Raw genomic sequence first — 13308 nt, forward strand, 5'->3', positions numbered from 1 at the left:
ACGCATCCACAAAGCAGCGCAACAGTACCTAATGCGGACTAACAGGTTGGCTCGATGGTTTACGGCCGCTTGCAGAGTCTGGGAGACTGATCCTTATGTCTGGTACCCCCCGCTTCCTGACTCTTGCCGACGTCGCCGAGGTGCTCAACACCTCGAGCGCACAGGTCTATGCCCTTGTCCGCCGTGGTGAGCTCCCTGCCATCAAGATCGGCGGACGCGGCCAGTGGCGCGTTGAGTCCAGCGTCCTCGAGAAGTTCATCGATGACATGTACTCGCAGACCAAGGCCTTCGTGGCCGACCACCCGTTCGTCGAGGCAGAGGCCGCTGCGCCCGCTGCCACGCCGGACGCTTCTTGAGTCACAGCAACCTCAAACCCCCACAACTAAACCTTCCCCACAACAACGCGAAGAGCTGCCAGGCATGGTGCCGAGCAGCTCTTCGCGTCTTTTCCGTGTCTGTCAGGCGAGGTTCTCGGTCTGCGCCTCCAGCTTGATCTTGAGCTGATGACGGGCGCCGTTGCGCATCACCGTGAACTCGACCGTCTCCCCGGGCTGGTGGGCGCGGATGGCGACGATCATGCCGATCCCGTCGGTGACGGTGACATCTCCGACCTTGGTGACCCGGTCGCCGTCCTTGAGCCCACCGGCGGCCGCGGGCGAGCCGGCATCGACCACCGAGATCAGAGCCCCGTTGTGGTCGACGGCCTGCACGTCGACGGAGGCGCCGACGATCGGGTAGGTGGCCTTGCCGGTCTTCAGGATCTGCGCAGCGGTCACCTTGACCTGGTCGATCGGGATCGCGAAGCCGACGCCGATGCTGCCGCTCTCTCCGCCTTCGCCGCCGCCCGCGGTCGCGATGGCCGAGTTGACCCCGATCACCTGGCCGACGAGATTGACCAACGGACCGCCGGAGTTGCCGGGGTTGATCGCCGCGTCGGTCTGGACGGCGTTGATGTAGGAGGTGTCGTCCTCGGTCTGCCCGGTGCTCACCGGACGCTGGAGCGCGCTGACGATGCCCGAGGTCACCGTGGAGCTGAGGCCCAGCGGCGAGCCGATGGCGACGACGCCCTCACCGATCCTCAGCCGTGCTGTGCTGCCGAGCGAGGCCGGCTCGAGCTCCTTGACCTCGGGAACGTCGAGGACCGCGAGGTCGTAGACGGCGCTGCGCCCGATCACGTCGGCCTGGTAGCGGCGACCCTTGTGGTCGACCACCTCGATGCTGCCCTTGGCCTTGGCCGCGTCGGCGACCACGTGGTTGTTGGTCACCACGTGGCCGTTTCGGTCGAAGACGAAACCAGAGCCGGTCGCGGCGTCCTCCACACCCTGGTACTCGGCGAAGATCTGGACCGTCGAGGGCAGCAGCGTCGCGGCCACCTTCACGATGCTGGCGTCGTCGCCCGCCAGGGGCGCGTCGGTCTCGATCGAGCCGGGGTCGAGCCCACCGCCGGCCAGGCTCGACATGTCGTCCTGGTCCTCGAGCACTCCGCCCGCGTAGCCTCCCAGCACTCCGAGCAGGAACGCGACCGCGGCCGCGAGCGCCCAGATCGGGCCGGGGACGCGGCGTCGCTGCGAGGAGTCGGTCCGGGGTGAGGACGGTGGTGGCGCAGGCGGGCCCTCGAACCCGGGCAGGGACCCGCCCGGTGGTGGCGGCACCATGGGCGGCGCCGTGGGCGGCAGTGGGGCGGTGTCGGCGGCCGGAGCCGGCGCGGCGGCAGGCCCGGGCATCCCCGGCAACGGCACCTCGGCCGTGTCCCGCTCGTCCTCGACAAGGTCGTCAGGGGACGACTGTCCGGCCGGGGGCACGTTGGACGGTGGTGCCCAGCGGGAGATCGGCCGCGACTGGTCGTCTTGTGGTTCCTGCGTCACGACACCCATTCTTCCCACTCGCCCCAACAATGGGCAGCCCGGGTCTCGTGTCGCGTCGCCGGGCCGAGGCTCAGCGGCGTACGTGGGCGACGACGGGAGCGCCCGGGGCGCCCGGGAGCTGGGTGACCGCGGTGACCGGAAGGTTCCTGGGCACCGGCGCGTCGGCCGGCGCGGCGGCGAAGGTGAACATGCCGAAGACAGCGGCGCCGACGGCACCACCACCGGCGGCGACCATCACCAACGTACGCCGCATCGACCGGGGGTCGGGGTAGGGCTGGTCGAGGTCGTCGGCCGGCCACCCGTCGACAAGCTCAGGACGTTGCATCGAGGCGGCCAGGGCGCCGCCACGGAGCGAGCCCTTCAGGTCGGCCGGTGCGGTGACCCCGGGGTCGACACCGAGACCCGCGAGGCGTCGCTTGAGCCAGCCCTCGCGCTCCACGGCGCGGCGGCAGGCGCAGCACTCGTGCACGTGCGACCAGGCCCGCTCTTCCTCCGCCGCAGGGAGCTGTCCGTCGAGAAGGGCGCTGGTGCGTGCGCCGAGGTGGTTGCCCAGAAGACTCATGAAGCCCCGCCCCACAACACCTTGGGCCCGGAGTGACGCAGCCGTCCGCCGCGCGGGGCGCGGTGGGCGAGAGCGTCACGGAGCATCGCCCGGCCGCGGTGGATACGCGAGCGGACGGTGCCGAGCTTGGCACCGAGGATCTCGGAGATCTCCTCGTAGGAGAGCCCCTCCACGTCACAGAGCACGACCGCGGCCCGGAAGTCGGGCGGCAGCGTAGCCAGCGCGCGCTCGATGTCGTCGTCGAAGCGCTGGTCGGTGTAGGCCACGTCCGGCGTCGGGCCGCTGCTCGTCAAGCGCGAGGCGCGCTCGTCGGAGAGGGCATCGAAGCGGATCCGCTGCTTACGACGGGCCTGGTCGAGGAAGAGGTTGGTGGTGATCCGGTGCAGCCAGCCCTCGAAGGTGCCGGGGCTGTAGGTGTCGAGAGAGCGGAAGACGCGTACGAAGACCTCTTGGGTGAGGTCCTCCGCGTCGTGGCGGTTGCCGGTGAGACGGTAAGCGAGCCGGTAGACCCGGTCGGAGTGCTTCTCCACGATCTCGTCCCACGTCGGAACACCCGGCTCTACGGTCGGGGCCTGCGTGGGTTCCGCGGTCATGGTGCTCCTGTCGACTGTCTCGCTGATCGCTGACATCTCCTACGGTAGATCGCCTGGGACCGGAAGGGCTGAGAGTTGCCTGTGAGGCTCCTATTTTTCCTCTTCCTGTGCTCTTCCAACGCACAAGTTGGATCAGGCGTTCCCGCACCGTTGCGCGAAACAGGTTAGGTTTTGCGGTGTGACCAGCCCTGTCTCGACCGCAAGTTGGACCTACGCCGACGAGTTCGTCGCGGAGGACGACCTCCTCGCTGCCGCCCGATCCCGGGCCGAGGAGGTCGGCGTCGCGCCGATCGGGTCGGGCGGCGGCGCCGCGCTGCGCTTCCTCGCCTCCGTCCTCGATGCCAAGAACGTCGTCGAGGTCGGCACCGGCACCGGTGTCTCCGGGCTGTGGCTGCTGCGCGGCATGCGTCCCGACGGCGTCCTGACCACCGTCGACATCGAGACCGAGCACCAGCGGCTGGCCCGCCAGAGCTTTACCGAGGCCGGCTTCGGCCAGCGCCAGGCTCGGTGCATCGCCGGCGCCGCCCTCGACGTCCTCCCCCGGTTGACGGACAACCACTACGACATCGTCTTCGTCGACGGCGACAAGACCGAGTACTCCGCCTACCTCAAGGAGGCGCTGCGCCTGCTCCGCCCCGGCGGCGTCGTCGCCTTCGACAACGCGCTGTGGCACGACCGCGTGGCAGACCCGTCCGTACGCGACGAGGAGACCGCCACCATCCGCGAGCTCAACCAGCAGGTCGCCGACCACGACGGCCTGATCCCGCTGCTTCTCCCCGTCGGCGACGGCCTCCTGCTCGCCCGCAAGAGCTAGCCGAGTCGACCGCAGCAGAGTCCACGGTCGCTTGCTCGTCCGTGCGCGTCGAGCACGTGAGTAGCCGCCCGATCCGCCGAGGCGTCACCCGCGTCGACCGAGACGTCAGCCCCGTCGGCCGAGAAGTCGCCCCCGTCGGCCGAGGCGTCAGCCCTGTCGGTCGAGGCGTCAGCCCCGTCGGCCGAGACGTCAACCGCGCCGGCCGATACGTCACCCGCGCTGGCCGAGACGTCGCCCCCGTCAATCGAGACGTCAACCGCGCTGGCCGAGACGTCGCCCCGTCGACCGAGACGTCAACCGCGCTGGCCGAGACGTCACGTACCTGCCAACTCGGCCAGTGCGAGTGACCTCTCGGTCAGCGCAAGTGACGGCTCGGCCGACCTAAGTGACGGCTCGGCCGACCTAAGTGACGGCTCGGCCGACCTAAGTGACGGCTCGACCAACCTAGGCGACCTGTCGGCCAACCCAGGTGACGGCTCGACCGACCCATGCGACGGTTCGACCGATGGGTGACCCCTCGGCCGACCTAGGTGACCCCTCGACCGACCTAGGCGACCCCTCGACCGACCTAGTGACGGCTCGGCCGACCTAGGCGACCCCTCGACCGACCTAGGTGACGGCTCGGCCGACGGGGGTGACGGCTCGTCAGGAGCTGACGCCGGCCAGAGGGTCGGCGTCGGCGAGCCAGGTGAGGAGGACCCGGGCACCGAAGCCGGTGGGGCCGGGGGTGAGGTCGTGGACGTCGGCGTACGCATCACCGCAGGCGACGTCGATGTGGGCCCACGGGATGCCACCGGTGAAGTGGTGCAGGAAGAGCGCGGCGGTGATGGCACCGGGCCCACCGGGGGCATTGTCGGCGTCGGCCACCTTCGAGGCGAGCTTGTCCTCGTAGTCGGCGACCAACGGCATCCGCCACAACGTCTCGCCGGAGACCTCGGAGGCCTCGGCCAGCAGTGTGGCCAGCGCGTCGTCGTCGGCGAAGTAACCCGCCATCGTCTGCCCGAGCGCGACCCGCATCGCACCGGTGAGGGTGGCGATGTCGACCAGGGCGGCCGGTTTGAGCTTGTCCACGGCGTACGCCATCGCGTCGGCCAGCACGAGGCGACCCTCGGCGTCGGTGTTGGTGACCTCGGAGGTGCGGCCGCCGTAGTGGATGACCACGTCGCCGGGGCGCAGCGCCGAGCCGGAGATGGCGTTCTCCGCGGCGGCGATGAGCCCGACCACCTTGACCGGGCAGCCGATCTCGGCCAGCGCCGACATCACCGCGAGCACCACCGCGCCCCCGGTCATGTCGCGCTTCATGTTGAGCATGCCGTCACCGGGCTTGATGTTGAGCCCGCCGGTGTCGAAGGTGATGCCCTTGCCGACCAGCACCACCGTCGGGGTCTTCCGCCCGGACTTGCGCGGGGTGTAGTCGAGCCGGATCAGTCTCGGCGGGGTCGCCGAGCCCTGACCGACCGCGACGATGCCGCCGAAGCCCTCCGCCGCGAGCTCGTTCTCGTCCCAGACGGTGACCTTCAAGGCGCTCTCGGCAGCCAGGGACGTCGCCTGCTCGGCGAGCCAGGCAGGGTTCTTCAGGTTGCTCGGGACCGAGGAGAAGAACCGCGCGCGCCAGCTGGCGCGCGCGATCGCCTGGGCCCGGGCCAACGCTGCCGCCTGGTCATCGCCGAGGTCGGCCAGAGTGATCGTCTCCACCGGTGTCCACGGCGCGCCTTCGGAGCGCCAGTGGAAGAGGAAGGACCCCAGCGTCGCGCCGGCCACGAACGGCTCCAGCCCGACCTCCGGGTCGACCGCCGGAACGGTCGTGACCACCTCGGACCGATCCCTCACGGCGCGTGCCAGCGCCGCCCCCGCCCGCCGGAAGTCGTCGCGCCGTTGCGCGCCGACGCCGATCAGGAGGATCTGTCGCAGGGTGCCGGAGCCGGTGACGGCGTACGTCGTCACCTCACCGGCACTGCCGGTGGCACCTTCGAACTCGAGATGACCCAGGAGGTCGTGGTGGTCGCCGAGGGCGGCGGCCCCGGGGCCGATGACCAACGCGTCCTCGCCGGGGATGACCGGCAGCGCGATGATCTCGGCATCGAGGCTCTCCGGACCGAGCGGGCTGAGCGTGAAGGTGGGCGGCGTGACCTGGGACGGCAGAGCCGGTGACGGCAGCGTTGTGGTCATCTACGCGTTCAGCCCAAGACCTTTGATCTCTTCGCCGAGCGCAGCGGCCTCTTCGGCGTTCAGTTCGACGACCAACCGGCCACCACCCTCGAGCGGGACCCGCATCACGATGCCCCGACCCTCCTTGGTGACCTCCAGCGGACCGTCTCCCGTCCGCGGCTTCATCGCCGCCATGCGGCACCTTCTTCCGTGTCTCGCGTGTCGGCGCTCACCTGCCGGATGGCCTCGGAGCGCGCATTGCACGTCCATTATCCCTCATCAGGTCAGCAGACCTGACGGCAAGGTGGGAGTTTCGGCGGGTTGACCTGCCTTCGAACCTGTCAGATGACCGAGGTCCCGTAGGCCCAGGTCAGCCAGATCGCGAGGATCACCAGCGTGATGTGCACCACGATGGCCGCTCCGGAAGACTCGTGGAACGCGCCGTCGTGGTCGCGATGGCCACCTTCGACGGGCCGATCGTAGGCGTCGTCGTAGCGCTCGTCATAGCCTCGGTCGTACGCCTCGTCGCGATGACCCGAGCCTACCGGAGGGTAGTCATAACCCTGCGGGTACGCCGGGTCGTACCCCTGGTCGTGGCCCTGGTCGTAGCCCGCGTAGGCTGGCTCGTCGTAGCCTGCGTCCCGCTGACGTCGACGCGGCCGCGCCTCGGGCGCGGGCGGGGTCTGGGCAGGGGGCTCGGCCCGGTCCCGGTCCTGCGGGCCGTAGGACTCGAAGGAGTAGGGATCGTACGTCTCGGGCCGCTGCTCCACCCGCCGGCCGGACTCTCGGCTCGGCGCGGGAGCCGGCGCGGGAGCCGGCGCAGGCTGGGGTGCGGGTTGAGGGGCGGGCCGGGGCGCGGGGCGCGGGGCGCGCGGCGGGCTCGGCTGCTGCTGACCCGGGTAGTCCGAGTAGCTGCTGTCACGCCGGAAGCGACGGTCGGCGAACTCGTCGTGGCTCTCGTTGCGACGGTCGTCATAGCGATCGTCGTAGCCCCGTGAGCGGCGCTGCGGCGGCTCCTGGCGGCGGCCCCACGGGTCCTGGCCGCCCTGGCTGCGGCCCGGACCACCCTGACCCGGCTGAGGCTGCTCGGGCGCGGGAGGCTGCGGGGCGGGACGCTGCGGGGCCGGACGCTGGGGAGCCGGACGCTGCGATGCCGGACGCTCGCGCATCGGCTGCTCCGGGGCTCGCCGCTCCTGCGCGGGTCGCGCCGGAGCCGCACGGTCCTGCCTCGGCCGAGCCGGAGGCTCAGGCGCAGGCTCGGGCTGGTGACGTACGGGCTGCTGAGGTGCCGGCGGCTGAGGTGCGGCCGCCCGTCGCGGGGGTCGCTGCGGGGAAGGCTGAGGCTGCGGGGCGGGCGGCGGCGGTGTCTGGCGGCCGGCCACCCGTCGACCGATCTGCCCCTCGCGCCCCGGGGCGGGTGCAGGGGCGGGTGCCGGGGCAGGTGCGGGCGCCGGAGCAGGTGAGGGGTCACGCTCGACCGGCGCCATCACGGCGGTCTCGTCGACACCGGACGCTGCTCGCCGAGGCTCGGGCCGGCGTTCGGCCGGGCGTCCCTGCTGAGCGGCGGGCTGAGCGGCGGGCCGGGCGGCGGGCTGAGCGGGCTGGGCGACGCGCGGGGCCACGGATGGAGCCGCGGGCGGGACGACGGGCTGCTGAACAGGCTGCTGGACCGGTCGGCGCGGGTCGGCGTAGCCCGACCGGCCACCGGGCTCGGGATACTCGGCCGAGTCGGCGTAGCCGGTCTCGTCGTAGCCGTAGCCGTCCTCCGCGTATCCCTGGGCATATCCCTGGGCGTACTCCTCGTCGCCGTAGCCGTAGCCGTCGTCGTAGCTCTCCTCGTAACCCTCGTCGTAGCCGTAGTCGTCATGGGCGCCGGCTGCGGCGCGCTGCTCCTTGAGCCGACGCGCGAGCAGGTAGATGCCCGCGATCGCGGCGAGCCAGATCCCGAAGAGACCGATCACGCCCGGGACGTCGCCGCCGAGGAAGAACGACGACGGCGAGGCGAGGAAGAGGACCCAGACGAGCAGACCGGCCGCGCCGGCGTACAGGTGGATCTTGGGCGGCAGCCCCGGCTCCTGCGGCTGCAGAAGATGTGGCTTGAGGTAGGTGAGCGCGACGATGACCGCGACCAGGGCGGTCACGGCGTAGACGAGTACGGCAGCGAAGCTCACGGCAGCGATTCTGTCCTAGACGTCGGGCGAGCCCGAATCGGGCTCGGGCGTTTGTGATGTGAGTCCCCCGACTCCGACCTCGGCACCGGCATCGCCGGCCGCGGTCGACTCACGCCATTCTGCCTCCTCGGCAAGGCGGGCGATCAGTGCGTCCACCTCGTCCATCCGGTAGCCGCGGAGGGCCACCGAGAAACGTACGCGGCGTAGGTCTGCCGCCTCCAGGACGCGGTCGCGGGGCACCAGAGCGTCGGGCTGGTCGCCGTACTCCTCCCCCATCGGCGCGCCCGCGCCGGCGGCTACGAGCGCGACTCCGCCGAGAGCCAGCACGATGAGTGCCGCGAAGATCCAACCCATCGCCTCAGTCACGCGCCTTCAACATCAGCTCGACCGCCTCGTCCACGTCGTCGGTGAGGGTGATCATGTCCAGATCGCTCTGCTTGATCCGGCCGTCGGCCAGCATCGTCTCGCGCATCCAGTCGAGCAGCCCCTGCCAGTGCTCAACGCCCATGAGCACGATCGGGAACTGGGTGATCTTCTTGGTCTGGGACAGCGTCATCGCCTCGAAGAGCTCGTCCATGGTGCCGAGACCGCCGGGCATGACGACGTAGCCCTGGGAGTACTTCACGAACATCATCTTCCGCACGAAGAAGTAGCGGAAGTTGAGCCCGAAGCTGACGTAGTCGTTGAGCCTGGCCTCGAAGGGCAGCTCGATGCCGAGGCCGATCGACTCGCCACCGGCCTCCAGAGCGCCCTTGTTGGCCGCCTCCATCGTGCCCGGCCCGCCGCCGGTGATCACCACGAAGCCGGCCTCGGCCAGGCCGCGGCCGATCGCCTCGGCCTGGGCGTAGGTCGGGTGGTCCTGGGGCGTGCGCGCCGACCCGAAGACGCTGATCGCCGGGCCGATCTCGGAGAGGTCGTTGAACCCCTCGACGAACTCGGCCTGGATCTTCATGACCCGCCACGGATCGGTGTGGACCCAGTCGCCGTGGCCGGAGCTGTCCAGCAGTCGCTGGTCGGTGGTGCTTCCGGCCGGGCGCCACTTGGTGGGGCGTGGGCCGGAGCCGCTGCGTCGGGTCATGCGGTCAACCAATCACGAAGGGCCTGCTCGCAGGTGGTGATCTCGGAGATCCGCACGTGCTCGTCGGCCTTGTGGGCGAACATCGGGTCCCCTGGACCATAGTTGACCGCCGGTATGCCGAGAACCGTGAACCGCGCCACATCGGTCCAGCCGAACTTGGGCCCGACCTCGCCTCCGACCGCTTCGATGAAGGCCTTGGCCGCCGGCCGGTCCAGGCCCGGCAGCGCCCCGGGCGCGGAGTCGGTCAGGGTCACGTCGTAGCCCTCGAAGAACTCGGTCACGAACGCCAGCGCCTCCTCCTCGCTCCGGTCCGGCGCGAAGCGGTAGTTGACCGTGACGACGCACTCGTCGGGGATCACGTTGCCCGCCACTCCCCCGGCGACGAAGACCGCGTTGAGGCCCTCGTGATACTCCAGCCCGTCGATGACCGGCTTGCGCGGGACGTACGACTCCAGGCGGCGCAGCACCTCGCCGGCCTTGTGGATGGCGTTGACGCCGCGCCAGGAGCGGGCGCTGTGGGAGCGCTCGCCGGTGGTGCGCACCTCGACCCGCAGCGTGCCCTGGCAGCCGGCCTCGACGCCGGCGTTGGAGGGCTCCATCAGGATCGCGAAGTCTCCCGCGAGGAGGTCGGGCTCGCTCGCCGCGAGCTTGCCGAGACCGTTGTGGACGGCCTCGATCTCCTCCGCGTCGTAGAAGACGTACGTCACGTCGCGGTTGGGCGCCTGAAGGGTGGCGGCGAGCTTGAGGATGACCGCGTCGCCGGACTTCATGTCGCAGGCGCCGAGGCCGTGCAGGATGCCGGCGGCCTCGTCGAGGCGGCTCGGGAAGTTGCCGTTCACCGGCACGGTGTCGAGGTGACCCGCGATGACCACCCGCTCGGGGAGGCCGAGGTCGGTGCGCGCCACGATCGAGTTGCCCCGCCGCTCGACGACGAGGTGGTCGTACGCCGTCAGCGCGCGCTCCACCGCGTCGGCCAGTTCCAGCTCGTCGAGGCTCACCGAGTTGATGTCCATCAGCTGCCGGGTCAGCGTTACCACGTCGGTCGTCAGGTCGATCTCGGGAGTGTCAGGACTGGTTGTCACAGGCGTTAGTCAACCAGCCCTCCATGAGAACTCGACGCCTGGATCCCGGACATCCGCCCGGACGCTCGACTCACACGCTAGATTCTGGAGTTAACGACTCGACTTAATGGAGAGAGGGGTTGATGAGCGTGGTGCTGCGTACGCTCCTCTTCGACGAGTCCGACCCGCTGCGTCTCTCCGGTGGCGGCACGCTGGCGCCCGTCGAGGTCGCCTACGCGACCTACGGCGAGCTCGCCCCCGCGCGCGACAACGTCGTCTTCATCGCCCATGCGCTCACCGGCGACGCCGAGGCCGCGCAGTGGTGGCCGACGATGGTGGGGCCGGGCAGGCCGGTCGACACGGACCGGTTCTTCGTCGTCTGCGCCAACCTCCTCGGTGGCTGCCGCGGCACCACCGGACCGGCCTCGGTCGACCCCGCCACCGGCCGGGCTCGGGGTCTCGACTTCCCGATGATCTCGGCCGCCGACCTGGTCACCGTCCACCGCCGGCTGCTGTCCCACCTCGGCATCGAGAAGCTGTACGCCGCCGTCGGCGGGTCGCTCGGCGGCATGCAGGTCCTGCAGTGGGCCGCCGACGCGCCCGGCCAGATCGAGCGAGCGGTTCTGGTCGCCGCCTCCGCCCGGCTGAGCACGCAGAACATCGCGCTCTCGCACATCGCCCGGCAGGCGATCCTGCGCGACCCCGACTTCCGCGGCGGGCGCTACCCGGACGACGGCGTCGTCCCCGTCAACGGGCTCTCGGTGGCACGCATGCTCGGCCATGTCACCTACGTCTCCGAGCCCGGGCTGGAGGCGAAGTTCGGCCGGTCCCGGCGGGAGGGTTCGGCTCCGGGCTTCGGGATCGACTTCGAGATCGAGAGCTACCTCGACCACCAGGCCACCTCGTTCGTCGACCGCTTCGACGCGCTCTCATACCTCTACCTCTCCCGACTCCTCGACTACTTCGATCCCTTCGCCGACCACGGCTTCGCGCAGGCGATCCGGGACACCCGATTCCAGGTGATCTCCTTCGACTCCGACTGGCGCTTCGGCACCTCCCACTCGGTCCTGATCGAGAAGGAGCTGCGTCGCGCCGGTGTCGACGTCGAGCGTCACGAGATCGCCTCGACCTGGGGTCACGACTCCTTCCTGCTCGACCCACCGGGCTACCTCGATCTCGTCCGAACCTTCCTGTCCGATACCGCCTAGGAGATTCATGACCGACCACGCGTACGGCTTCAACACCCGTGCGATCCACGCCGGCAACATCCCCGACGCCGCCCAGGGCGCCCGGGCGCTGCCGATCTACCAGTCGGCGTCGTTCGTCTTCGACGACACCGCCGACGCCGCGGCGCGGTTCGCACTGCAGAAGTACGGCAACATCTACACCCGTGTCGGCAACCCGACCGTGGCCGCGTTCGAGGAGCGTGTGGCCTCCCTGGAAGGCGGCATCGGGGCAGTCGCCACCGCGTCCGGGCTCTCCGCGGAGTTCGTCACCTTCGCCTCCCTGGCCGGCGCGGGCGACCACATCGTCGCCTCGGCCCAGCTCTACGGCGGCTCGGTCACCCAGCTGGACGTGACCCTGCGCCGCTTCGGGGTGTCGACCACGTTCGTGTCCTCCTCCGACCCCGAGGCGTACGCAGCGGCGATCCGGCCCGAGACCAAGCTGGTCTTCGCCGAGACCGTCGCCAACCCGTCCGGCGACATCGCCGACCTGGCCGGGCTGGCCGACGTCGCGCACGCGCACGGGGTGCCGCTGGTCGTCGACTCGACCATCCCGACGCCGTACCTGTCCCGGCCGATCGAGTGGGGCGCCGACATCGTGGTGCACTCGGCGACCAAGTTCCTCGGCGGGCACGGGACCACGCTCGGCGGCGTCGTCGTCGAGTCCGGCCGCTTCGAGTACTCACCCGAGCGGTTCCCGCTCTTCCACGAGCCGGTCGAGCACTACGGCGGGCTGTCGTGGTGGGGCAACTTCGGCGAGTACGCCTTCCTCACCCGGCTCCGCGCCGAGCACCTGCGCAACGTCGGCGCGACGTTGTCACCCCAGTCGGCCTGGCAGCTCGCCCTCGGCGTCGAGACGCTGGCGCTGCGGGTCCAGCGCCACGTCGAGAACGCCCGGATCGTCGCCGAGTGGCTCGATGCCGACCCTCGCGTCGAGCACGTGCGCTGGGCGGGCCTGCCCTCTCACCCGCACCATGCCCGGGCGCAGAAGTATCTGCCCCAGGGCCCCGGCAGCGTCTTCTCCTTCGACATCGCGGGCGGCCGGGCGGCCGGCGAGCGGTTCATCGAGTCGGTCGAGCTGGCCAGTCATCTGGCCAACATCGGCGACGCCAAGACCCTGGTCATCCATCCCGCCTCGACCACCCACCGCCAGCTCAGCGAGTCGCGGCTGGCCGAGGCGGGTGTCTCCCCCGGCCTGGTGCGGATCAGCGTCGGCATCGAGGACGCCGACGACATCATCTTCGATCTCGACCAGGCGCTCACCGCCGCCACGAAGGACGTCTCATGACCATCACGCAGATTCCCCATGAGCCGACCGCACGCGAGCGGCAGGGGCTGCTCCGGGCGGCGAGGTCGATCGCGATCGTCGGCTTCTCGCCCAACACCGCCCGGTCGAGCTACTACGTGGCGACCTATCTCGCCCAGGACACCGACTACCGGCTCTACTTCATCAACCCGAACGCCGCGGGCCGGGAGGTGCTCGGGCATCCGGTCCATGCCAGCCTGGCCGACCTCCCGGAGACCCCCGACATCGTCGACGTCTTCCGCCGAGCGAGCGACCTGCCGGCCGTCGTCGAGGAGGTGATCGCGCTGGGCTCGCCGGTGGTCTGGTTCCAGCTCGGGCTGACCAACGACGAGGCCGCGGCGACAGCGCGCGCCGCCGGGCTGAGCGTCGTCCAGAACCGCTGCCTCAAGATCGAGCACGCCCGGTTCCACGGCGGCCTGCACCTGGCCGGCTTCGACACCGGCGTGATCTCGGCACGCCGGACCGCGCGATGAGACCTCCTGATTAG

At 70.4% G+C, this 13308-nt stretch carries 15 protein-coding genes; 6 read left to right on the top strand and 9 right to left on the bottom strand.

What is annotated here, in order from left to right:
* The first annotated feature begins 95 nt into the window (after positions 1-95).
* Positions 96-356 carry a helix-turn-helix domain-containing protein gene (locus ACZ6WN_RS20335; RefSeq protein ID WP_465867104.1) on the top strand — a complete coding sequence of 87 codons (261 nt, stop codon included), beginning with the start codon at positions 96-98 and terminating at the stop codon, positions 354-356.
* A gap of 102 nt (positions 357-458) precedes the next feature.
* On the opposite strand, the gene ACZ6WN_RS20340 is transcribed toward ACZ6WN_RS20335, so the two are convergent.
* The 3 genes from ACZ6WN_RS20340 to sigE all read right to left on the bottom strand — a co-directional run bounded on the left by ACZ6WN_RS20340 (position 459) and on the right by sigE (position 3020).
* Complete coding sequence (locus ACZ6WN_RS20340) at positions 459-1865, bottom strand: S1C family serine protease (RefSeq protein ID WP_465867105.1); 1407 nt, start codon at positions 1863-1865, stop codon at positions 459-461.
* 70 nt (positions 1866-1935) lie between these two features.
* Entirely contained in the window at positions 1936-2427 is a 492-nt protein-coding gene (locus ACZ6WN_RS20345; RefSeq protein WP_465867106.1) for a hypothetical protein, read from the bottom strand.
* Positions 2424-3020, bottom strand: a complete 597-nt coding sequence (sigE, locus tag ACZ6WN_RS20350; RefSeq protein WP_222118728.1) for an RNA polymerase sigma factor SigE — start codon at positions 3018-3020, stop codon at positions 2424-2426. The genes ACZ6WN_RS20345 and sigE overlap by 4 nt, the downstream gene beginning before the upstream one ends.
* A 178-nt stretch (positions 3021-3198) precedes the next feature.
* On the opposite strand from sigE, the gene ACZ6WN_RS20355 reads away from it, so the two are divergent.
* Both ACZ6WN_RS20355 and ACZ6WN_RS20360 read left to right on the top strand, forming a co-directional pair.
* Positions 3199-3834, top strand: a complete 636-nt coding sequence (locus ACZ6WN_RS20355; protein ID WP_465867108.1) for an O-methyltransferase — start codon at positions 3199-3201, stop codon at positions 3832-3834.
* 261 nt (positions 3835-4095) lie between these two features.
* Positions 4096-4347: a hypothetical protein gene (locus tag ACZ6WN_RS20360; protein WP_465867247.1), complete on the top strand. Its 252-nt coding sequence runs from the start codon at positions 4096-4098 to the stop codon at positions 4345-4347.
* A 132-nt stretch (positions 4348-4479) separates the two neighbouring features.
* On the opposite strand, the gene ACZ6WN_RS20365 is transcribed toward ACZ6WN_RS20360, so the two are convergent.
* The 6 genes from ACZ6WN_RS20365 to dapE form a co-directional block, all read right to left on the bottom strand.
* Positions 4480-6003: a leucyl aminopeptidase family protein gene (locus ACZ6WN_RS20365; protein ID WP_465867109.1), complete on the bottom strand. Its 1524-nt coding sequence runs from the start codon at positions 6001-6003 to the stop codon at positions 4480-4482.
* On the bottom strand, positions 6004-6177 hold the full coding sequence (locus ACZ6WN_RS20370; RefSeq protein WP_008358749.1) for a DUF3117 domain-containing protein: 174 nt from the start codon (positions 6175-6177) through the stop codon (positions 6004-6006).
* Between the two features lie 146 nt (positions 6178-6323).
* On the bottom strand, positions 6324-8153 hold the full coding sequence (locus ACZ6WN_RS20375; protein ID WP_465867111.1) for a hypothetical protein: 1830 nt from the start codon (positions 8151-8153) through the stop codon (positions 6324-6326).
* Positions 8154-8168: 15 nt separating this feature from the next.
* The gene (locus ACZ6WN_RS20380) at positions 8169-8519 is read right to left on the bottom strand and encodes a DivIVA domain-containing protein (protein ID WP_465867113.1); all 351 of its coding nucleotides are present in this window, start codon (positions 8517-8519) and stop codon (positions 8169-8171) included.
* Positions 8512-9231, bottom strand: a complete 720-nt coding sequence (locus tag ACZ6WN_RS20385) for an LOG family protein (protein WP_357338850.1) — start codon at positions 9229-9231, stop codon at positions 8512-8514. The genes ACZ6WN_RS20380 and ACZ6WN_RS20385 overlap by 8 nt, the downstream gene beginning before the upstream one ends.
* Positions 9228-10313 carry a succinyl-diaminopimelate desuccinylase gene (gene dapE / locus ACZ6WN_RS20390; protein ID WP_465867115.1) on the bottom strand — a complete coding sequence of 362 codons (1086 nt, stop codon included), beginning with the start codon at positions 10311-10313 and terminating at the stop codon, positions 9228-9230. Before dapE ends, ACZ6WN_RS20385 begins: the two co-directional genes overlap by 4 nt.
* 122 nt (positions 10314-10435) lie before the next feature.
* Between dapE and metX the strand changes: the two genes are divergently transcribed.
* The 3 genes from metX to ACZ6WN_RS20405 are packed head-to-tail and all read left to right on the top strand — an operon-like array spanning position 10436 to position 13294.
* On the top strand, positions 10436-11500 hold the full coding sequence (gene metX, locus ACZ6WN_RS20395; protein WP_465867117.1) for a homoserine O-acetyltransferase MetX: 1065 nt from the start codon (positions 10436-10438) through the stop codon (positions 11498-11500).
* Positions 11501-11507: 7 nt separating this feature from the next.
* Positions 11508-12803: an O-acetylhomoserine aminocarboxypropyltransferase/cysteine synthase family protein gene (locus ACZ6WN_RS20400; RefSeq protein ID WP_465867118.1), complete on the top strand. Its 1296-nt coding sequence runs from the start codon at positions 11508-11510 to the stop codon at positions 12801-12803.
* A complete protein-coding gene (locus ACZ6WN_RS20405; protein ID WP_465867120.1) occupies positions 12800-13294 on the top strand; it encodes a CoA-binding protein in 495 nt (164 codons plus the stop codon). The genes ACZ6WN_RS20400 and ACZ6WN_RS20405 overlap by 4 nt, the downstream gene beginning before the upstream one ends.
* The last annotated feature ends 14 nt before the right edge of the window (positions 13295-13308 follow it).

This window comes from Nocardioides sp. NPDC054178 (assembly GCF_055585005.1).